The sequence below is a fragment of the Methylobacterium sp. W2 genome, from assembly GCF_020662345.1.
Classification (GTDB): Bacteria; Pseudomonadota; Alphaproteobacteria; order Rhizobiales; family Beijerinckiaceae; genus Methylobacterium.
Map to the genome: position 1 here is coordinate 15,755 of NZ_VMOA01000055.1, position 18,437 is coordinate 34,191.

The following is an 18,437-nucleotide window of genomic DNA, read 5'->3' on the forward strand; positions in this document are numbered from 1 at the left end:
GATGAAGGCCCCAGGCGAACGCGACCTTCTCCTCGTGGTCGACGTCCAGAACGACTTCCTGCCCGGAGGAGCCCTCGCGGTGCCGGACGGCCATGCGGTGATCGACCCGATCAACCGCCTCGCCGCCCGGTTTCCGCACGTGGTCCTGACCCAGGACTGGCACCCGGCCGGGCACGTCTCCTTCGCCTCCAGCCATGCCGGAAAACGCGCTTTCGAGAGCGTGGACCTGCCTTACGGGCCGCAGGTCCTGTGGCCGGACCATTGCATCCAGGGCTCGTCCGGCGCGCGTTTCTCGGCCGAGCTTCACGCCGATTGGGCCGAGTTGGTGATGCGCAAGGGCTATCACGCCCATACCGACAGCTATTCGGCCTTCGTCGAGGCCGACCGGAGCACCAGCACGGGCCTCACGGGCTACCTGCGCGAGCGACGCTTCTCGCATCTCTACCTCACCGGCCTCGCCACCGATTACTGCGTCCTCTGGACGGCCCTCGACGCGGCCCGAGCGGGTTTCGCCGTCACGGTCATCGAGGATGCGGTGCGGGGGATCGATATGGACGGATCGGTGGAGCGGGCCTGGGCCGACATGGCGAACGCGGGTGTCAGGCGGATGATGAGCGGAGCGATCGAGGGCGGGTAGAGCCGGGAAACGCCGATGCGGCTCCATCCCCTCGCCGCGCCCGGGTCGAGTCGGTCCTAGACCGCGCTGCCGTAGAGGTCGTAGGCGTCGGCCCGCTCGATCTTCACGGTGACGATGTCGCCGACCCGGAGCGGCCGGCGCGAGGTGACGTGGACGTTGCCGTCGATCTCGGGCGCGTCGTATTTCGAGCGGCCCTTGGCGATGCCGCCATTGGCCTCATCGATGATGACGGGCAGGCGCTTGCCCACGCGCGCCTTCTGCAGGCGGATCGAGACACCCTGCTGCGCCTCCATGAAGCGGCGCTTGCGCTCGGCCTTGACCTCGGGCGGGACGAGATCGCCGAGCCCGTTGGCCACTGCACCGCCCACGGGCTCGTATTCGAAACAGCCGACGCGCTCGAGCTTGGCTTGCCCGATCCAGGTCAGCAGCTCTTCGAACTCGGCCTCGGTCTCGCCGGGGAAACCCACGATGAAAGTCGAGCGGATGGCGAGATCCGGGCAGATCTCGCGCCAGCGCCGGATGCGCTCCAACTGCTTCTCCTGATTGCCCGGCCGGCGCATGCGCTTGAGCACGGACGGCGACGCATGCTGCAGCGGCATGTCGAGATAGGGCAGGATCTTGCCCTCGGCCATCAGCGGGATGACGTCGTCCACGTGCGGGTAGGGGTAGACGTAGTGCATCCGCACCCAGGCGCCGAGCTCGCCGAGTTCGGCGGAGAGATCGTAGAACTTCGCCCGCACCTCACGGTCACGCCAGGGGCTCGCGGCGTAGCGGATATCGACGCCGTAGGCGCTAGTGTCCTGCGAGACCACCAGCAATTCCTTCACGCCGGCTTTGACCAGCTTCTCGGCCTCGCGCAGCACGTCGCCCGCCGGCCGGCTGACGAGATCGCCACGTAGGGACGGGATGATGCAGAAGGTGCAGCGGTTGTTGCAGCCCTCGGAAATCTTCAGATAGGCGTAATGGCGCGGGGTGAGCTTCACCCCCTGCGGCGGCACCAGATCGAGGAACGGGTCGTGCGCCGGGGGCACTGCCTCGTGCACGGCGGCGACCACCGATTCGTAGGCCTGCGGCCCGGTCACCGCGAGCAGGTTCGGATACTTTTCGCGAATTTCCTCGGGCTGGGCGCCCATGCAGCCCGTCACGATGACGCGGCCGTTCTCGGCCATGGCCTCGCCGATGGCCGAGAGCGATTCGGCCTTGGCCGAATCGAGGAAGCCGCAGGTATTGACGATGACCACGTCCGCGCCGTCGTGCCGGCGCGCGAGTTCGTAGCCTTCCGCCCGCAGATGCGTGAGGATGCGCTCGGAATCCACCAGGGCCTTGGGGCAGCCGAGGGAGACGAACGAGATCTTGGGCGCGGCTTTCGCCGGGGTCGGAACGGTGACGGGTACGGTCATGGTCGCTCGTCGGTCGCGGCCGAGGAAAACTCGACCGGCCGTGATTCTCGGGGCGGAGGGTGCCGGGTTGCGGCCTCCCTATACGCCCATCCTCGCGCGGTTGCGAGGGCGGCGGTTCCGGGTACCATGCCGCCAGCCTGCACGGCCCATGCAAGCCGCACGGCTTCCGTCGAACCGCGACCCGTGTCACCTGTGGCGCGTTATCAGGAAACCATGCCGCAGGAGGGGCCCGTGTCCCAGCCCGCGCGAAGCTCTTAAGTCCGACAGCATCATGTGGACCCGCGAGATCCCCTTCATCGATCCCGTCGCGGCGGCGGAGGCGTTCTCGTCCCTGCCGGGGCTGGCCTTCCTCGACAGCGCCATGCGCCACGAGACCCTGGGGCGCGTCTCGATCGTCGCCGCCGATCCGTTCGGGCGGTTCCGCTACGCGCAAGGCCGCGCGACGCTGGACGGACGCCCCCTTGATGGGTCCGGGCTGGAAGCCCTGCGCGCCTGCCTCGCGCCCTACCGGCTGGCCGAGGACGAGGGAATCGGCTTTCCCGGCGGGGCCATCGGCTACTTCGCCTACGATCTCGGCGCCTGCCTGGAGCGGGTGACGCCCCCGGCCCGCCGCGCCGGCCTCACCGACGACATCGCCTTCAACCTCTACGACACGGTCCTGTCCATCGACCATGACAGCCGCACCTGCCGGCTCGTCGCCACCGGCTTTCCGGAGGCGGCGGATTCCGCAAGGGCGGAGAGGGCGCGCGCGCGGCTCGACCGTTTCGCCGAGCTGCTCGCGGCCGGCGGTGGCGGCACCGGGAGGGTGGCAGAGGCGGCGCCCCTGGCCTGGCGCTCCAACTTCACCAGGACCTCCTACGAGGCGGCGGTGGAGAGGGTGCGCGACTACATCCGGGCCGGGGACATCTACCAAGCCAACATCGCCCAACGCTTCGAGGCGGCGCTGCCGGCGGGATACGATCCCTTCGCGCTCTATCACCGCCTGCGCGAGACTAACCCGGCGACCTTCGGCGCCTATCTGTCCTTCGGTGCTCTTACCATCGCTTCGAGCAGCCCTGAGCGCTTCATGAAGCTGCAGGGCAGGGCGGTGGAAACCCGGCCGATCAAGGGCACGGTGCGCCGGGTGGAAGATTCCGCCGAGGACCGGGCTCTCGGCGACGCGCTCCAGGCCAACATCAAGGAGCGGGCCGAGAACATCATGATCGTCGATCTCCTGCGCAACGACCTCTCGCGCATCTGCGAGCCGCACAGCGTCAGGGTGCCGGTCCTGTGCGGGCTCGAATCCTATGCCTCGGTCCACCATCTCGTCTCGGTGGTGACGGGAACCCTGCGCGAGGACCACGACGCCATCGACCTGATCGCCGCCACCTTCCCCGGCGGCTCGATCACCGGGGCGCCGAAACTGCGGGCCATGGACATCATCACCGAGATCGAGGGCGACGCCCGCGAACTCTATTGCGGGGCCATCGGTGCCCTCGGATTCGACGGGTCGCTCGATACCTCCATCGCCATCCGCACCGTGTTCATGGACGGAGCCCGCGCCGTGCTCCAGGCGGGAGGAGGAGTGACGCTGCTCTCCGACCCGGCCGCCGAATACGAAGAGACCCTGACCAAGGCGGCGCGGGTCTTCGCCGCCTTCGAGCCCGACCGGAACGAGGGCGGGGCTCCATGATCCTCGTCGTCGACAATTACGATTCCTTCGTCTTCAACGTGGTGCGCTACGTGGAGGAGCTCGGCCAGGAGGTGCGGGTGCTGCGCAACGACGCCGTCGACGTCGCCGGCATCCGCGCGCTCGCCCCCGATGCGCTGATCCTCTCCCCGGGCCCCTGCACCCCCAACGAGGCCGGCGTGACCCTGCCCGCCATCGAGGCCCTGTCCGGCGAGATCCCGATCCTCGGCGTCTGTCTCGGGCATCAGGCCATCGGCGCGGCGTTTGGCGGACGGGTCGAGCGGGCGGCGCGGCCGCTCCATGGCCAGGCGACCGCGATCCACCATGACGGCGCGCGCCTGTTCGCGGGCCTGCCCGACCCGATGCAGGTGGGCCGCTACCATTCCCTCATCGTGACGCCTCAGCCCGGCATGGACGAATCCCTCGTCATCGACGCCGTGTCGGGGGAGGGCGAGGTGATGGCCCTGTCGCACCGGCGCCACCCGACGATGGGTGTGCAGTTCCACCCGGAATCGGTGCTGACCGAGAACGGCCACGCGGTGTTCGGCAACTTCCTCGATCTGGCGCGCCGGTGGCGGGAGACCCGCGATGCTGTGGTTTGACGGCGCCCTCCACGAGGGCAGCCGCCACGGTTTCGACCTCTCCGACCGGGGCCTGACCCTTGGAGACGGAATCTTCGACACGGCCCTCTGCCTCGGCGGCCGCATCGCTTTCCATGAGGCGCATCTCGCCCGGCTCGCCGCCTCGGCCGAGGATCTGGGCTTTTCCATCAACCGGGAGGCCATGGGGGAGGCGATGCGCCTCGTCGCTGCCGCCATCGGCGACGGCGCGCTCCGCACCACGGTGACGCGCGGTTCCGGCCCGCGTGGCCTCGCCCCGCCGGAGCCGGCCCGGCCGGTCTGGTGGATCACCGCCGCACCGCGCCGGGCGGGATCGGGGTTCGCGCCGGTCTCGCTGTATCCGAGTGGAATGCGCCGCAACGAGACCTCGCCGGCCGCGAGGATCAAGACGCTGGGCTATCTCGACGCGATCCTCGCCGCCCGGGAGGCGAGGGCACGGGGATTCGACGAGGCCCTGTTCCTCAACACCAGAGGCCACCTCGCCTGCGCCGGGACCGGCAACTTGTTCGCGGTCCTGGACGGGCGCCTCGTCACCCCGCCCCTTTCGGACGGCGTGCTGCCAGGCATCGTCCGGGCGCAGGTTCTCGGCTTGGCGGAATCGCTGGGCATCGGGACCGCGGAACGCTCCCTCGCCCTCGACGAGGTCCTGACCGCCGAGGCGGTGGTCATGACCAATTCCCTGCGCGGCCTCTCCACCGTCACGGCGATCGGGACGACGGCGTTTCCCGGCGCGCACGGGACCGTCGCCGCGTTGAGCCAGGCGCTCCGCCTCCTCATCGCCGAGGAATGCGGCGTCCCGCCGGAGGTGGCGTGAGGCCGCGCACCATCATACGAAGCCGCCTGTTCTCGCGGCTCGGCCTCGCCGCCCTCTATGGTGGCATCGGCCTCCTCCATCTCGCCGCCGCCGACAAGTTCCTGCCGATCATGCCCGATTGGGTACCTTGGCCGAGGCAGGTCGTCATCCTGACGGGCTTCTACGAGCTCGCTTGCGTGGCGGGCCTGGTCTTCGCGCGCACCCGCCGCGCTGCCGGCTATGCCCTGGCCGCCTACGCGATCTGCGTGTTTCCGGCCAATATCAAGCACGCCATCGAGGGCATCCCGGTGCCCGGCCTGCCCGACAGCTGGTGGTATCACGGCCCGCGCCTCGCCCTCCAACCTGTTCTCGTCTGGTGGGCGCTTCATGCGACGCGGATCGTCGATTGGCCGCTCGGGCGGCGATAAGGGGAGGGCGGCCGACAATCCCGCTGCGAACCAGGGATCAAGCTTCCGAGCGCTTCACCCGCTGCCAGGCCGCCTCCATGGCGGGAAGATTGGCCTCTTCCAGGCTTGCCCCATCCTCCCCGATCAAAGCCGCCATGGCGTGGAAGCGCCGCTCGAACTTGATATTCCCTTTTTTTAGGGAATATTCCGGGTCTATTCCGGAATGTCGGGCAAGATTCACCACCGCGAAGAGCAGGTCGCCGATCTCTTCGGCGAGGTGATCCGGGTCGTCCCGCCCAAGCGCGTCGGCGACCTCGTCCACCTCCTCGCGGATCTTGGCGATGACTGATGCCGCGTCCGGCCAGTCGAAACCATGCCGCGCCGCGTTGCGGCTGATCTTCTCGGCCCGGGTGAGGGCGGGCAGGGCCTTGGCGACGGAGCCGAGGAGATCACCCCCGGCTGGTTGGGATCGCCCGGTTGTCTCCGACCGTTCGGCCGCTTTCGACGCCGTCCAGTTGGCGTCGAGCTGCGCCAGGCTCAGACGGTCGGCGCCGTCGGGCAGCAGCGACCCATCCGCCTGGAATACATGCGGATGCCGCCGGATCATCTTGTCGCAGATTGCCCGGACCACGTCGTCGAAGGCGAAATTTCCGCTCTCCTCGGCAACCCGCGCCTGGAACACGACCTGGAACAGGAGATCGCCGAGCTCGCCCTTCAGCTCGTCGAGATCGCCCCGCTCGATGGCGTCCACCACCTCGTAGGCTTCCTCCAGCGTGTAGGGCGCCAAGGTTTCGAGGGTCTGGGCCTGATCCCAGGCGCAACCCCGTTCGGGATCACGCAGGGCCGCCATCAATCGCAGCAGGGTCTCGATCGGCTGTTGGAAGGTCACGGGCGCACCTGGATCGGAAAGGACGGTCTCGAGCGAGGGTTAGGCCAGGCGTCACACTTGTCTCAAGCCTCCGCCCTCGGGCTTTCTCGGTGGACAGGTTTCTGTGCCGATCCTGTTGATGAGGAGGGGAGGAATTCTGAAAATTCCAAATGATCGATCAAAAACCCCGACGTTCGGTAAAGCGAACCGACCTCCGGACCCATAGGAAAGATATCAGTAACATCTTTTTAGAGAGTCAGTTCAGCAAGTTATATGGGACGCCAAATTCCCCTTCCCTGACAACGTGTTGAGCCCTGTTCGCGTATCGAACTCTGCGCGGCTCCGTATGGAAGTCTGCGTGAGGCCGTACCCGATTCTGCGCTCGCCGGGCTCCGATCCGTATGGGATTCTGCGTCGATCCGTATGGAATTCTGCGGGGAGAACGGTGTTGATCGGTGAAGTGTGGGGATAGTCCGGAATGCAGGCCCGTATCGAACTCTGCGTTGACGCCGAAAAGCGCGGCGTCCGGGGCGGTGGGATCGAAGCGGCAGCGGCACCAGATCCTCGGGGCAGGCCGTGGATTGTCGGGATAAGATCCGGGCCCATCGACTCCTGACGCCGGAATCATGCGATGGCGGACAGTCAGAGGTGGGAACTGCCGGTATCGATGAGCGTCATGGGGATCGAGGAGAAGCTCGGCCAGATCCGTGATCCCGACCTTCTCGAGGAGGTCGCGGCCGGTCGCGGCAGCTTCCTGTTCGGAAGCATCGTCGAGCACATCCTCCACCGGCAGCGCGCCCGCGATGCCGAGGCCGAGACCCTGCGTCAGGCCGCCGACAAGCGTGGCGCCATGCCCCGCGACAAGCGCCGCCGCGATGCGGTGCGCGAGGTCATCGAGAACGAGCCGACCCTGCCGGAGAACCTGCAGCACATCCACAGCGTGCTGGCTCTCTGCGGCCTGCCCTATCGCGATCCCGGCGACGACCGCGAGTTCTTCCGGGAATACGGACGGAATTCCCTCAGCCTGCTGGCCGGCCGACTCAAGAACCCGGTCAATGGCGAGATGGAGTTCCAGGGTCTGCCCTATGGCCCCAAGGCCCGCCTCGTCCTGCTGCATCTCTGCACCGAGGCCGTGCGCCAGCGCAGCCCCACCATCACCGTGGCCGACAGCCTGTCCGGCTTCATGAAGGAGATGGGATTTGCCGTGACCGGCGGCGAACGCGGCACGATCCGCCAGTTCAAGGAGCAGCTCAACCGGCTCGCCGCCTGCACCCTGCAGATCGGCCTGTGGGACGGCAGCGACAAGGCCAGCACCCTCAATGTGCCGCCCTTCCGCCAGCTCGACCTCTGGCTCTCGCACGGAGCCGGGGAGGGGCAGGTCTGGTCGAAGACTGTCCAGTTCCACCAGGATTTCTACGACAACCTGATCCAGCATGCCCTGCCGGTGGATATCCGCGCGGCCCGCGCCTTTGCCGGCTCGGCCCGCAAGCTCGATCTCCTGTTCTGGCTCGGCTACCGCCTGCGGGTGCTGCAGCGCCCGCTGCGGCTCACCTGGGCCAATCTGCACAGCCAGTTCGGCGCCGACAATGCCAGCATCCGCAGCTTCCGGCAGGCCTTCAAGGCCGATCTCGCCCATATGCAGGAGGTGTTCCCGAAACTGCCCGTCTCCCTCGACGAGGCCGGCATGATGCTCCAGCCTGCCCATCCCAGTGCTCTGCTGGTGCCGCCCAGGCTCGGCGGGGCGAAAGCCGGCCCATCAAGGCGCGCTCTCGCGGGCTGAGGCATCTTCCAAATTGTGATAGGGAATATTCCATTCCGATCGGCCCTTTGCTAGATATTCCGCAATTGGAATATTCTAGAGGTGCGACATGTTCCTGACGGAAACCGAGGCCGAGGCGCGCCTCTCCGATCTCCATCGCGAGCGGGCCCGCATCGAGCGGGCCATCGCCGACCTCACGCTCTTCCTCGCTATCGGCCGCCAGATATCCGGACCCGCCGGAGGGGCGGGGGACGGGCGGGGCGATCCGACCCCGATCGCCCCGCGACCGGATTTTCCGGGACACGAGGAGCCTGCCCCCGAATCCGGCGGCGACCGGTCGCAGGCCCGGCGCGAGGGCCGTCTCCTGATGGAGGCGGCGTCCGAGATCCTCGAGGAGGCGGGTCGTCCCCTCCACGCCGCGGAGATCCTGGAGGGTCTGACTCTGCGCGGCCTGTCGGTCCCCGGCATCGATCCGGTGGCGGCCCTCAACACCCGGCTGTGGAAGCGCTCAGGGGCCGACGGTCCGTTCCAGCGCCTCGGCGACGCGGTCTATGCCCTCGCCTCCGGGCCCGACGACGCCTGAGGCTCAGAACCGCCCGTTCCGGGTGATCCCCGCGATGATCGTTTCGCGGGCGGCGCGCGAGGCGGCGAATCGCGCGCGGGCGGCCGCGACCACCTCCGGCGAGGCCGTGCCGGGATGGCCCGCCGAGAAGGGCGGGGCCGGCGCGTATTCGAGGGCCAGCTGGATCGTCTCGGCCTCAATCCGGCCCGCGAGTTCCGCCACCGCCGCGAGGGCGAAATCGAGGCCGGCCGTGACGCCGCCGCCGGTAATGATCCGCCCGTCGCGCACGATGCGCTCGTCGACCGGGATTGCCCCGAACGCCGCCAGCAGATCGAGGGCGCCCCAATGGGTCGTCGCCCGCTTGCCCCGCAGCAGGCCCGCCGCCCCGAGGATGAGGGCGCCGGTACAGACCGAGGTGACGAGGATCGGCCGCTCGGCTTGGGCGCGTACGAAATCGAGCACCGGCGCGTGCGTCATCAGGGCGTTCACGCCGATCCCGCCCGGAATGCAGAGGAGGTCGAGGGGCGGGCAGGCGGTAAGATCCGTCGTGGGCGTCAGCGGCAGGCCGGTGGCGCTGGTGACGGTGGTGCGGTCGAGGCCGACGAGATGGACGCGCGCGCCGGGCAGCGAGGCGAAGACCTCGTAGGGCGCAGTGAGGTCGAGCTGCTGCACGCCCTCGAAGGTCAGGAGGCCGATCTCGAAGCGGATCTCGGTCTGCGGCATGGCAAGGGTCTCCGTGAGGGGGCGACGAAAAGGCTGCGGCTGGACAGATCCGACGATACCGGCGCAGGCTGCCGGCCGACATGACCAAAAACCCTCGCATCCTGCCAAACCCTCCGCTCGGAGAACTGCCCCTGGCCGTGGCGATCCTGGCCTATCCGGGGGTGCAGCTCCTCGATGTGGCCGGTCCGCTCCAGGTTTTCGCCACCGCCAACGACCTCTCGGCCGATGCCGGCCGGTCGGCTCCTTATCGCGTCAGCGTCGTCGCCGAACGCGCCGGCTCCGTCGTTACCTCGTCCGGTCTCGCGCTGACGGCCGAGGGGCTGATCCCGGATTCCGGCTCCATCGACACGCTGATTGTCGCCGGTGGGCGAGGGGTCGATGCCCAGCTCGACAATGCCGGCCTGGTCTCCTGGCTGTCGGGCCGGGCCGCCCTGTCGCGCCGCGTCGCCTCGGTCTGTACCGGGGCCTTCCTCGTCGGGGCGGCGGGCCTCCTCAACGGCCGCCGCGTCGTCACGCACTGGACCCGCTGTGCCGCGCTGCGCGCCCGCTATCCGAAGGCCCTGGTCGAGGCCGACCCGATCTTCATCCGCGACGGCGCGCTCTGGACCTCGGCCGGGGTCACCGCCGGCATCGATCTCGCCCTGGCCCTGGTGGAGGCCGATCTCGGGCGGGAGATGTCCCTGGCCGTGGCGCGTCACCTCGTTGTGTTCCTCAAGCGCCCCGGCGGGCAGGCCCAGTTCAGCACCGCCCTCTCGCTTCAGGGCGGCGACGACCGGTTCGGTCGCCTCCACGCCTGGATCACCGACAACCTCTGCGCCGACCTGACGATTCCCGCCCTGGCCGACCGGGCCGGGATGAGCCCTCGCAGCTTCGCCCGGCATTACCGCGCCGATACCGGCCGCAGCCCGGCCGAGGCGATCGAGGGCATCCGCTTCGAGGCCGCCCGCCGGCTTCTCGAAGACACCGACCTGCCGGTGAAGCGCATCGCCGAACGTTGCGGCTTTGGCGCGGAGGAGACCCTGCGGCGGGTCTTCCTGCGCCGGATCGCGGCGACGCCCGGCGAGTATCGCCGTCGTTTCGCTGCTTTTGCGTGATCCTGGCAGCCCTCGCCCGATGCGGGCGCGTTTGACTTTCCCGCCCGCATCATCGACACCGCCGCCCGTCGCGGCATCGACCGATCGTCAGGGGCTGACCGTCGGCCCGGAGCCGCCCCATGTCCGCCCCAACTCCTCCCGTCTCATGAGAACCGCCGATGCCGGACATGCCGTCCCGCCCGGCGAAGACGCGGGCTTCCTCGACGGGCTGATCGGAGCGGCCTCCGCAAGCCATGCCCGTGCCTGCGCCCTGCTCCTGGCTCTCTGCCTCGCCTGCTTTCTGCCGGGCTTCGTCTCGCTCCAGCCGATGGACCGGGACGAGCCGCGCTTCGCCCAGGCCTCGAAGCAGATGATCGAGACCGGCGACATGGTCGACATCCGCTTCCAGGGCGAGGCGCGGCACAAGAAACCGGTGGGGATCTACTGGGCGCAGGCCGCGGTGGTGAAGGGGGCCGAGGCCCTGGGGGTCGACCACGCCCGCACCACCATCGCGCTCTACCGGGTTCCCTCGCTGATCGGTGCGCTGCTGGCGAGTCTGCTGACCTATTGGGCGGCCCTCGCCTTCCTGCCGCGCCGCGGCGCGCTCGTTGCCGCCCTCCTGTTCTCCGCCTGCATCATGATCTCGGCGGAGGCGCGCCTCGCCAAGACCGACGCCCTCCTCACCGCCTGCTCGGTTGCCGCGATGGGCGCGCTGGCGCGGGTCTGGCTCGGGCGGATCACGCCCGGCCGGACGCGGGGCCGGCCCGATCGCACGACCCTTCTGGTGTTCTGGCTGGCCATGGCGATCGGCATCCTGGTGAAGGGGCCGATGGTGCCGCTCTTCGTCGGGCTCGCCGCGCTCGCGCTGTCGGTGAAGGAACGGTCCGGCCGCTGGCTCATGGACCTGCGTCCCGGCCTCGGCCTCGGGCTGACCCTGGCCATCGTCGCCCCCTGGTTCGTCGCCATCGCCTGGAAGAGCGGCGGCGCGTTCTTCGGCGAGGCGGTGGGCCACGACATGCTCGGCAAGGTGGGGGGGGCCGCCGAGAAACACGGCGCGCCGCCCGGCACCTATCTGGCGGTGTTCTTCGCCACCTTCTGGCCGGGAGCCGCCTTCGCGGCGCTGAGCGCGCCCTTCGCCTTCGCCAGCCGGCGCGACGACGCCGTCGCCTTCCTCATCGCCTGGATCGTGCCCGCCTGGATCCTGTTCGAGGCCGTCCCGACGAAGTTGCCGCATTACGTCCTGCCGCTGATGCCGGCCGTGGCGATCCTCACCATCCTGGCCGTGGCGCGCGGCGCCCTCGATTCGGACAGGCGGGGAGCGAAAGCCGTGGCCGCCCTGGTGGTGCTGATCCCGGTCGGGCTGACCCTCGGTCTCGTCGGCGTGGCCTGGACCTTCGACCACGTGATCCCCGTCGCCGGGCTGCCGCTGCTGCTGGCCTCGTCGGCGGCCGCGATACTCGCCTTCCTCCTGTTCGCCCGCCGCCTGCCCGAACGGGCCCTGGTCACGGCCGTCCTCGCCTCGGCCCTGCTCTCGCCAGCGGTGTTCGGCCTGACCCAGCCGGTGCTCGCGGCGCTGAAGGTCTCGCCGCGTCTCGCTGCCCTCCGTGACGGGCTGCCCTGCGCCGCGCCGAAGGTCGCCAGCCTCGGCTACCGCGAGCCGAGTCTCGTCTTCCTCATCGGGACCGACCTCGCCATGATGAACACCGGTGCCGAGGCGGCCGCGTTCCTAGCCCATGGCGGCTGCCGCCTCGTCTTCATCACCGAGCCGTTCCTGGACGAGTTCCGGCGGGCGGAGACAAGCGGTAAGGCTGCCCCGGTCGGCCGGGTCTCCGGCTTCAACATCAACAGCGGCCGGCGGATCGACCTCTCGGCCTATGCGGTGACCCCGTGACCCAAACCGACACAGCCTCCTCCATCCGCCTGTCCATCGTCGTCCCGGTGAAGAACGAGGCGGGCAATGTCGAGAGCCTCGTCACCGAGATCGAGCGCGCCTGTTCGAGCCTCGACCCATTCGAGGTGATCTACGTGGATGACGGTTCCACCGACGCCACGGGGGCGATCCTCGCGGATCTGCGCCGCAGCCGGCCCTGGCTGCGCGTGGTCCGCCATGCCCGCAGCAGCGGACAGTCGGCGGCGATCCGCTCTGGCGTCGCCGTGGCACGGGGCGCCCTCGTCGCCACCCTCGACGGCGACGGCCAGAACGATCCTGCCTTCATCCCCGCTTTGGTGGCGGCCCTGGAGGAGGGCGGCCGGAGCACGGGCCTCGCCCAGGGCCAGCGCGTCGGCCGCAAGGACGGGCGCCTGAAGACCCTGCAATCGCGCATCGCCAACGGCGTGCGCGGCCGCATCCTTAAGGATTCCACCCGCGATACCGGCTGCGGCATGAAGGTGTTCCGCCGCGACGTGTATCGGGCGCTGCCCTATTTCGATGCGCTCCACCGCTTCATGCCGGCCCTCGTCGCCCGCGAGGGCTACCGTGTCGTCCATGCCGACGTGGTCGATCGGCCCCGCTTCACTGGGCGCTCCAATTACGGCCTGTTCGACCGCCTCTGGGTCGGGCTCCTCGATCTCGCGGGGGTTTGGTGGCTGATCCGCCGCAAGCGGCCTTCGCCCGAGGCGGTGGAGGTCGCGCCGGAGCTGCGCCCGACCACGTTGGGGCGGGAGCAGCTCTAGAATTCTGTTTTGCCGCGCTCTTTTTTTACCGAACCGGCATCCACTTCGGCGCAGAGCGCTCTCGTGACCGGTGGGGAGGCCTGAACCCGTGCTGATGCAGCTTTCGGAAGACCTGGGCGGCTACGCCTACGACATCTTCGTCACCAAGTTCGACGGCTGGCTCGTCTTCGGCATCCTGGCCCAGGTGGTGTTCGGCGCCCGCTTCATCCTGCAATGGCTGGCGAGCGAGAAGGCCGGCCGCAGCGTCATGCCGCTCTCGTTCTGGTTCCTCTCCATCGCGGGCGGGCTGATGACCCTGGTCTACGGGCTGGTGCGGCGCGAGCCGGTCATCATCTTCGGGCAGGCCCTCTCGACGGGCATCTATCTCCGCAACGTCGCGCTGATCCTCAAGGAGAAGCGGCGCAAGCCCGGGGCGGACGCGGTTCCATGACACCCCTGCCGGCGTTCTTCGACGATCTCGATGCGAGTCTGGCCCATCTCTGGCGGCTTCTGGAGGACGGGCCGGCTCTCCGCCGCAACGCCTTCCACATGCCGGCCCTCGCCACGGTGGACGAGGCGGGCGCGCCGCAGGTGCGCACCATCGTCCTGCGCGAGGCGGATTCCGGGGCAGGGAGCCTGCGCTTCCATTGCGACCGTCGCTCGCGGAAAGCCGCCGAGATCGCCGCGTCCGGCCGGGCGGCTTTGCACGGCTACGATTCGGTAAGCAAGGTCCAGATCCGGGTCTCGGGTACGGCCGTGCTCCATACGGACGATGCGCTGGCGGATGCCGCCTGGGCCGGATCGCTCGCCATGAGCCTCGTCTGCTACGGCGTGGCACCGGAGCCCGGGGCCGAACTTGCCTCGGGGGACGCCTATTCCCTGCCGGAGACCGACGCCAGCATCGCCGCCGGCCGGCCGAATTTCTGTGCGGTCGTGGTCAACGCGACCCGGCTCGAATTCCTGTTCCTCGATCGGCGGGGACATCGGCGCGCCGCCTGGACGCGAGACGGCGACGGCTGGGCGGGAACCTGGCTGGCGCCATGAAAAACCCTTTCTCCGTTCTGGAAAGCCCCCTCACGATCGTTATCCGCCGTCATTCCGGGGCCGGGTAGCGGAGCCCGGAATCCAGAAGCGCCGGCTGCGCAAGGCGATGCACCGGCAGCGGTTCTGGTTCCCGGTCTCGCCTTCGGCGACCCGGGATGACGGTGCGCCGTGTCTTACGAAGAGCGCCTCACATCGCCGCGCGCAACCGCGCGAAGCCGGCATCGAGATCGGCCTGCAGGTCCGAGATTTCCTCGAGACCGATATGGAAGCGCAGCCCCGGCCCGCCCGGCTCCCAACGCGTGGCGGTGCGGTAGGTGCGGCAATCGAAGGGGATGACGAGGCTCTCGAAGCCGCCCCAGGAAAAGCCCATCCCGAACAGTTCGAGTCCGTCCAGCATCGCCGCCACGGCTTTCGCCGGGGCCGGCTTCAGGACCACCCCGAACAGGCCGGACGAGCCGGAGAAGTCGCGCTTCCAGATGGCGTGGCCGGGATCCTCCGGCAGGGCCGGGTGGAGCACCCGCAGCACCTCCGGCCGCCCCTGGAGCCAGCGCGCCATGGCGAGGCCCTGGCGCTCGTGCTCGCGCAGGCGGAGATTCATCGTGCGCAGGCCGCGCAGGGCCAGGAACGCATCCTCCGGCCCGGCGCACATGGCGAAATGCTCGAAGGTGCGGTGGAGCGCCGGCCAGTATCGCTCGTTCGCCGAGGTGAGGCCGAGGAGCAGGTCGGAGCCGCCGCTGAGATACTTGGTGCCCGCCTCCACGGCGATGTCGACGCCCCGTTCATGCGGCGGGAAGAACAGCGGCGTCGCCCAGGTATTGTCCATGATCACGGCCGCGCCGCGAGCACGGGCCACCTCCGCGATGGCCGGCACGTCCTGCATCTCGAAGCTCTGCGAACCCGGCGCCTCCACCAGCACCGCCTTGGTGTTCGGCTGCATCAGGTCGCCGATGCCGGCGCCGACGAGGGGATCGTAATAGGTCACCTCCACGCCGAAGCGCTTCAGCACCCCGTCGCAGAAGATGCGGGTGGGGCGGTAGGCGCTGTCGGTGACGAGGAGATGGTCGCCTGCGCTCACCACGCTCATCAGGGCGACGGTGAGGGCGGCCAGGCCCGAGGGGGTGAGCACCGTGCCCTTCGCGCCCGCGAGCTCGCTCCAGGCCTGGGTCAGCGAATCCATCGTCGGCGAGCCGCTGGTGCCGTAATCGTAGCGCCCGCGCCGGTGCTGCAGGTCGTCATAGGTCGGAAACAGCACCGTCGAGCCGCGATAGATCGGCGTGTTGACGAAACCGTGCTGCGCGGAGGGGTCGCGCCCCGCATGGACGAGGCGGGTGGCCGGGCCGAAACGGGCGGGATCGCGGGGAGGGGTGTTCGACATGGAAACCGGTATGGGGGGAGGGTGGTTGCGCCGCAACCTGAGCCCGGCCTGTGCGGTGGCGTCAAGCGGAAGCCCTTGACCGCAGTGCCCAATCCTTTGCAATGCGCGGGCATGATCAACGGTCTCCCGGCGTCGTCGATGCCTCATCCGACCCGCCCGCCTCATCCCGAGGTGACGCCGCGCAGCGGCGGCCTCGAAGGAGCCCTCCGGATCGCTCGATGCTGGCTGGAGGACTCCTTCGAGGCTGCTTTGCAGCACCTCAGGATGAGGGTCTGGATGGGAGGAGTCATGCTCTTCTGCATCACTCCCGCCCTCGCCCAGAACGGTCCCGCCCAAGGCACCCTCGCCCAGGTGAAGGCGCGCGGGCATCTCGTCTGCGGCGTCAGCGGCGGGGTCGCGGGGTTCAGCATTCCGGACAGCCAGGGCCAGTGGCGCGGGCTCGACGTGGATTTCTGCCGGGCGCTGGCGGCGGCGATCTTCGACGATCCGGCCAAGGTTCGGTTCATCCCGCAATCCTCGGCCGCGCGTTTCACCGCCCTGCAATCGGGCGAGATCGACGTCCTGTCGCGCAACACCACCTGGACCCTGTCCCGCGACACCGCCGCCATGAACTTCCCGGTCATCACCTTCTATGACGGGCAGGGGTTCCTGGTGCGTAAGTCCCTCGCCATCACGTCGGTGAAACAGCTCGACCGGGCGACGATCTGCCTGCAGCAGGGCACCACCACCGAGCTCAACCTCGCCGATTGGTTCCGCACCCGCGGGCTGACATACAAGGTCGTCACCTTCGCCAATAGCGAGCAGACGCTGGGCGCTTACGAATCCGGCCGCTGCGACGCCTATTCCACCGACAAGTCCTCTCTCTACGGCGAACGCCTGAAGACGGCGCATCCGGACGAGCACGTCATCCTCGACGAGGCGATCTCGAAGGAGCCGTTCGCGCCGGGCGTGCGCCAGGGCGACGACCAATGGCGCGATCTCGTCGCTTGGACCCATTACGCCATGATCGACGCCGAGGAGGCGGGGATTTCCCAGAGCAATGTCGAGGAGAGGCGGAAGACCGCCCTCAGCCCCGACATGCGGCGCATCCTCGGCCTCGAGGGCAAATACGGCGAGGGCCTCGGCCTCACCACCGACTGGGCCTACCGGATCGTCCGCCATGTGGGCAATTACGGCGACACGTTCGAGCGCAACGTTGGCGCGCAGACCCCGCTGAAGATCCCGCGCGGCCTGAATGCCCTCTGGAACCAGGGCGGCCTGCAATACGGGCCTCCGATCCGGTGAGGGGGGTGTGGGAGCGCGACCCTAACCCCTTCGCGGGGGAGGGTGCCCGCGGAGCGGGCGGGAGAGGGGCCGGCACAGGTCTTTCCGGAGAGGGCGCTCCCCTCACCCGACCTTCGCTGACGCGAAGGCCCCCCTCTCCCGCAGAGGCGAGAGGGGCCGCGCGCGGAGGAGTCCGTCATGGCTGAATCCCGAAAGACCTCCCTGCGCGCCGTGGCGCTCCAGATCCTCCTGGCGCTCGCCGTCGCCGGGCTCGTCTACGTCGCCTCCACCAATGCCGCGCAGAAACTCGCGAAACAGGGCATCGTCGCCGGGTTCGGCTTCCTCTCGCGCAATGCCGGGTTCGACATCAGCCAGCGGCTGATCCCCTATGCGGCCGCGACCTCGACCTATCTCGATGCGTTTCTGGTCGGGCTCTGCAACACGCTGCTGGCCGCGGCGCTGGGCATCGTCCTCGCCACGCTGATCGGCTTCGTGGTGGGCATCGCCCGGCTGTCGCCGAACCTCCTCGCGCGGGGGCTGGCCTCCGCCTATGTGGAGGCGGTCCGCAACGTGCCGCTGCTGCTGCAGCTCCTCGTCTGGTACGTGGCCGTGCGGGTGGCCCTGCCCTCGGCCGAGGCTCCCGCGAGCCTGGGGGGCGCCTTCGTCTCGCAGCGCGGTCTCGTCCTGCCCGCCCCCGAATTCTCAGGCGCCGCCTGGCTGGTGCCGATCGCTGTCCTGTCCGGCATCGTCGCTCTGCTGGTCTTGCGACGGCGGGCGCGCCGCGCGGCCGAGACCGGCCTGCCCCCGGTCCGGGTCTGGCGGCCGGGGCTCGCCCTGCTGGTCCTCCTGCCGGGCCTCGCCTGGATCGGACTGGGGATCGCCGGCCATCCGGTCGTGCTCCACTGGCCGGCACGCGGCCCCTACGATGTCGAGGGCGGGTTGCCGATCCTGCCGGAATTCGCCGCCCTGGTCCTCGGGCTCTCCACCTACACCGCCGCCTTCATCGCCGAGATCGTGCGGGCCGGCCTCTCCAGCGTCGCGCGCGGGCAGGGCGAGGCGGCCGCCGCCCTGGGGCTGAGCCGGGGCCAGGCCCTGCGCCTCGTGGTGGTCCCCCAGGCCATGCGGGCGATCGTGCCGCCGCTCACCAGCCAGTATCTCAACGTCACCAAGAACTCGTCGCTGGCCGTGCTGATCGGCTATCCCGACCTCGTCCACGTCTTCATGGGCACCGTGCTCAACCAGACCAACCAGGCGGTGGAGGTGGTGGCGATCACCATGGCGGTCTACCTCACGCTCAGCCTCGCCACGGCCTTCCTGATGAACCTCTACAATCGCCGTGTGACCATGGTGGAGCGCTGAGGATGCAGGGATTTGTCCGCACCGATCTCGTCGCCTCGCGCGCCCCGCCCGCCGCTATCGGCGGCCCCCTCGGATGGCTGCGCCGGAACCTGTTCTCGAGCCTCGGCAACAGCCTGACGACGCTCGCCATCCTCGGGATCCTCGCCTGGGCGCTGCCCATCGCCCTCCGCTTCCTGGTCGTCGACGCGGTCTGGACCGGGGCGTCGGGGGACGCCTGCCGGCCGGAGGTGGCG

General features: G+C 69.3%; 18 protein-coding genes and 1 pseudogene. 15 read left to right on the plus strand and 4 right to left on the minus strand.

What is annotated here, in order from left to right; genetic code table 11:
- Position 1 precedes the first annotated feature (1 nt).
- Positions 2 to 637, plus strand: a complete 636-nt coding sequence (gene pncA / locus FPV16_RS22720) for a bifunctional nicotinamidase/pyrazinamidase (protein ID WP_227440797.1) — start codon at positions 2 to 4, stop codon at positions 635 to 637.
- A 56-nt stretch (positions 638 to 693) separates the two neighbouring features.
- Here pncA and rimO read toward each other — a convergent pair whose 3' ends face one another.
- Positions 694 to 2,037 carry a 30S ribosomal protein S12 methylthiotransferase RimO gene (gene rimO / locus FPV16_RS22725; protein WP_227440799.1) on the minus strand — a complete coding sequence of 448 codons (1,344 nt, stop codon included), beginning with the start codon at positions 2,035 to 2,037 and terminating at the stop codon, positions 694 to 696.
- A gap of 271 nt (positions 2,038 to 2,308) precedes the next feature.
- Here rimO and pabB point away from each other — a divergent pair, with 271 nt between their 5' ends.
- The 4 genes from pabB to FPV16_RS22745 are packed head-to-tail and all read left to right on the plus strand — an operon-like array spanning position 2,309 to position 5,547.
- Positions 2,309 to 3,709: an aminodeoxychorismate synthase component I gene (pabB, locus tag FPV16_RS22730; protein ID WP_227440808.1), complete on the plus strand. Its 1,401-nt coding sequence runs from the start codon at positions 2,309 to 2,311 to the stop codon at positions 3,707 to 3,709.
- The gene (locus tag FPV16_RS22735) at positions 3,706 to 4,308 is read left to right on the plus strand and encodes an anthranilate synthase component II (RefSeq protein WP_227440810.1); all 603 of its coding nucleotides are present in this window, start codon (positions 3,706 to 3,708) and stop codon (positions 4,306 to 4,308) included. The genes pabB and FPV16_RS22735 overlap by 4 nt, the downstream gene beginning before the upstream one ends.
- Positions 4,295 to 5,140: an aminotransferase class IV gene (locus FPV16_RS22740; RefSeq protein WP_227440812.1), complete on the plus strand. Its 846-nt coding sequence runs from the start codon at positions 4,295 to 4,297 to the stop codon at positions 5,138 to 5,140. The genes FPV16_RS22735 and FPV16_RS22740 overlap by 14 nt, the downstream gene beginning before the upstream one ends.
- Complete coding sequence (locus FPV16_RS22745; RefSeq protein WP_264483987.1) at positions 5,113 to 5,547, plus strand: DoxX family protein; 435 nt, start codon at positions 5,113 to 5,115, stop codon at positions 5,545 to 5,547. The genes FPV16_RS22740 and FPV16_RS22745 overlap by 28 nt, the downstream gene beginning before the upstream one ends.
- 37 nt (positions 5,548 to 5,584) lie before the next feature.
- Here FPV16_RS22745 and mazG read toward each other — a convergent pair whose 3' ends face one another.
- Positions 5,585 to 6,415, minus strand: a complete 831-nt coding sequence (gene mazG, locus FPV16_RS22750) for a nucleoside triphosphate pyrophosphohydrolase (protein ID WP_227440815.1) — start codon at positions 6,413 to 6,415, stop codon at positions 5,585 to 5,587.
- A 655-nt stretch (positions 6,416 to 7,070) separates the two neighbouring features.
- On the opposite strand from mazG, the gene FPV16_RS22755 reads away from it, so the two are divergent.
- Complete coding sequence (locus tag FPV16_RS22755; protein ID WP_227440827.1) at positions 7,071 to 8,174, plus strand: replication protein RepA; 1,104 nt, start codon at positions 7,071 to 7,073, stop codon at positions 8,172 to 8,174.
- Between the two features lie 88 nt (positions 8,175 to 8,262).
- Positions 8,263 to 8,736 carry a winged helix-turn-helix domain-containing protein gene (locus FPV16_RS22760; protein ID WP_227440817.1) on the plus strand — a complete coding sequence of 158 codons (474 nt, stop codon included), beginning with the start codon at positions 8,263 to 8,265 and terminating at the stop codon, positions 8,734 to 8,736.
- Positions 8,737 to 8,739: 3 nt separating this feature from the next.
- On the opposite strand, the gene FPV16_RS22765 is transcribed toward FPV16_RS22760, so the two are convergent.
- Entirely contained in the window at positions 8,740 to 9,438 is a 699-nt protein-coding gene (locus FPV16_RS22765) for a DJ-1/PfpI family protein (RefSeq protein WP_227440818.1), read from the minus strand.
- Between the two features lie 80 nt (positions 9,439 to 9,518).
- Here FPV16_RS22765 and FPV16_RS22770 point away from each other — a divergent pair, with 80 nt between their 5' ends.
- The 5 genes from FPV16_RS22770 (at position 9,519) to FPV16_RS22790 (ending at position 14,207) form a co-directional block, all read left to right on the plus strand.
- Positions 9,519 to 10,532, plus strand: a complete 1,014-nt coding sequence (locus FPV16_RS22770) for a GlxA family transcriptional regulator (RefSeq protein ID WP_227440819.1) — start codon at positions 9,519 to 9,521, stop codon at positions 10,530 to 10,532.
- A 145-nt stretch (positions 10,533 to 10,677) separates the two neighbouring features.
- Entirely contained in the window at positions 10,678 to 12,402 is a 1,725-nt protein-coding gene (locus tag FPV16_RS22775; protein ID WP_227440820.1) for an ArnT family glycosyltransferase, read from the plus strand.
- A complete protein-coding gene (locus FPV16_RS22780) occupies positions 12,399 to 13,184 on the plus strand; it encodes a glycosyltransferase family 2 protein (RefSeq protein WP_227440821.1) in 786 nt (261 codons plus the stop codon). The genes FPV16_RS22775 and FPV16_RS22780 overlap by 4 nt, the downstream gene beginning before the upstream one ends.
- Positions 13,185 to 13,272: 88 nt before the next feature.
- Entirely contained in the window at positions 13,273 to 13,614 is a 342-nt protein-coding gene (locus FPV16_RS22785; protein WP_056149667.1) for a lipid-A-disaccharide synthase N-terminal domain-containing protein, read from the plus strand.
- Positions 13,611 to 14,207: a pyridoxamine 5'-phosphate oxidase family protein gene (locus FPV16_RS22790; RefSeq protein WP_227440822.1), complete on the plus strand. Its 597-nt coding sequence runs from the start codon at positions 13,611 to 13,613 to the stop codon at positions 14,205 to 14,207. Before FPV16_RS22785 ends, FPV16_RS22790 begins: the two co-directional genes overlap by 4 nt.
- A 187-nt stretch (positions 14,208 to 14,394) precedes the next feature.
- Here the strand turns inward: FPV16_RS22790 and metC are convergent, their stop codons facing one another.
- A complete protein-coding gene (gene metC / locus FPV16_RS22795) occupies positions 14,395 to 15,582 on the minus strand; it encodes a cystathionine beta-lyase (RefSeq protein WP_227440823.1) in 1,188 nt (395 codons plus the stop codon).
- Between the two features lie 288 nt (positions 15,583 to 15,870).
- On the opposite strand from metC, the gene FPV16_RS22800 reads away from it, so the two are divergent.
- The 3 genes and pseudogenes from FPV16_RS22800 to FPV16_RS22810 all read left to right on the plus strand — a co-directional run.
- Positions 15,871 to 16,866 (plus strand): amino acid ABC transporter substrate-binding protein, encoded by a 996-nt coding sequence (locus tag FPV16_RS22800; RefSeq protein WP_227440824.1) that lies wholly within the window; start codon positions 15,871 to 15,873, stop codon positions 16,864 to 16,866.
- A gap of 177 nt (positions 16,867 to 17,043) precedes the next feature.
- Positions 17,044 to 18,204, plus strand: a complete 1,161-nt coding sequence (locus FPV16_RS22805) for an amino acid ABC transporter permease (RefSeq protein ID WP_227440825.1) — start codon at positions 17,044 to 17,046, stop codon at positions 18,202 to 18,204.
- A gap of 2 nt (positions 18,205 to 18,206) precedes the next feature.
- Positions 18,207 to 18,437: pseudogene (locus tag FPV16_RS22810) on the plus strand (amino acid ABC transporter permease); the annotation flags it as partial.

Coding starts and splice junctions, on each gene's coding strand:
- FPV16_RS22735 (WP_227440810.1), top strand. CDS start 3,706: ATGATCCTCGTCGTCGACAATTACGATTCCTTCGTCTTCAACGTGGTG.
- metC (WP_227440823.1), bottom strand. CDS start 15,582: ATGTCGAACACCCCTCCCCGCGATCCCGCCCGTTTCGGCCCGGCCACC.
- FPV16_RS22790 (WP_227440822.1), top strand. CDS start 13,611: ATGACACCCCTGCCGGCGTTCTTCGACGATCTCGATGCGAGTCTGGCC.
- FPV16_RS22800 (WP_227440824.1), top strand. CDS start 15,871: ATGCTCTTCTGCATCACTCCCGCCCTCGCCCAGAACGGTCCCGCCCAA.
- FPV16_RS22770 (WP_227440819.1), top strand. CDS start 9,519: ATGACCAAAAACCCTCGCATCCTGCCAAACCCTCCGCTCGGAGAACTG.
- pabB (WP_227440808.1), top strand. CDS start 2,309: ATGTGGACCCGCGAGATCCCCTTCATCGATCCCGTCGCGGCGGCGGAG.
- FPV16_RS22765 (WP_227440818.1), bottom strand. CDS start 9,438: ATGCCGCAGACCGAGATCCGCTTCGAGATCGGCCTCCTGACCTTCGAG.
- pncA (WP_227440797.1), top strand. CDS start 2: ATGAAGGCCCCAGGCGAACGCGACCTTCTCCTCGTGGTCGACGTCCAG.
- FPV16_RS22760 (WP_227440817.1), top strand. CDS start 8,263: ATGTTCCTGACGGAAACCGAGGCCGAGGCGCGCCTCTCCGATCTCCAT.
- FPV16_RS22755 (WP_227440827.1), top strand. CDS start 7,071: ATGGGGATCGAGGAGAAGCTCGGCCAGATCCGTGATCCCGACCTTCTC.
- FPV16_RS22805 (WP_227440825.1), top strand. CDS start 17,044: ATGGCTGAATCCCGAAAGACCTCCCTGCGCGCCGTGGCGCTCCAGATC.
- FPV16_RS22745 (WP_264483987.1), top strand. CDS start 5,113: ATGCGGCGTCCCGCCGGAGGTGGCGTGAGGCCGCGCACCATCATACGA.
- FPV16_RS22740 (WP_227440812.1), top strand. CDS start 4,295: ATGCTGTGGTTTGACGGCGCCCTCCACGAGGGCAGCCGCCACGGTTTC.
- rimO (WP_227440799.1), bottom strand. CDS start 2,037: ATGACCGTACCCGTCACCGTTCCGACCCCGGCGAAAGCCGCGCCCAAG.
- FPV16_RS22775 (WP_227440820.1), top strand. CDS start 10,678: ATGAGAACCGCCGATGCCGGACATGCCGTCCCGCCCGGCGAAGACGCG.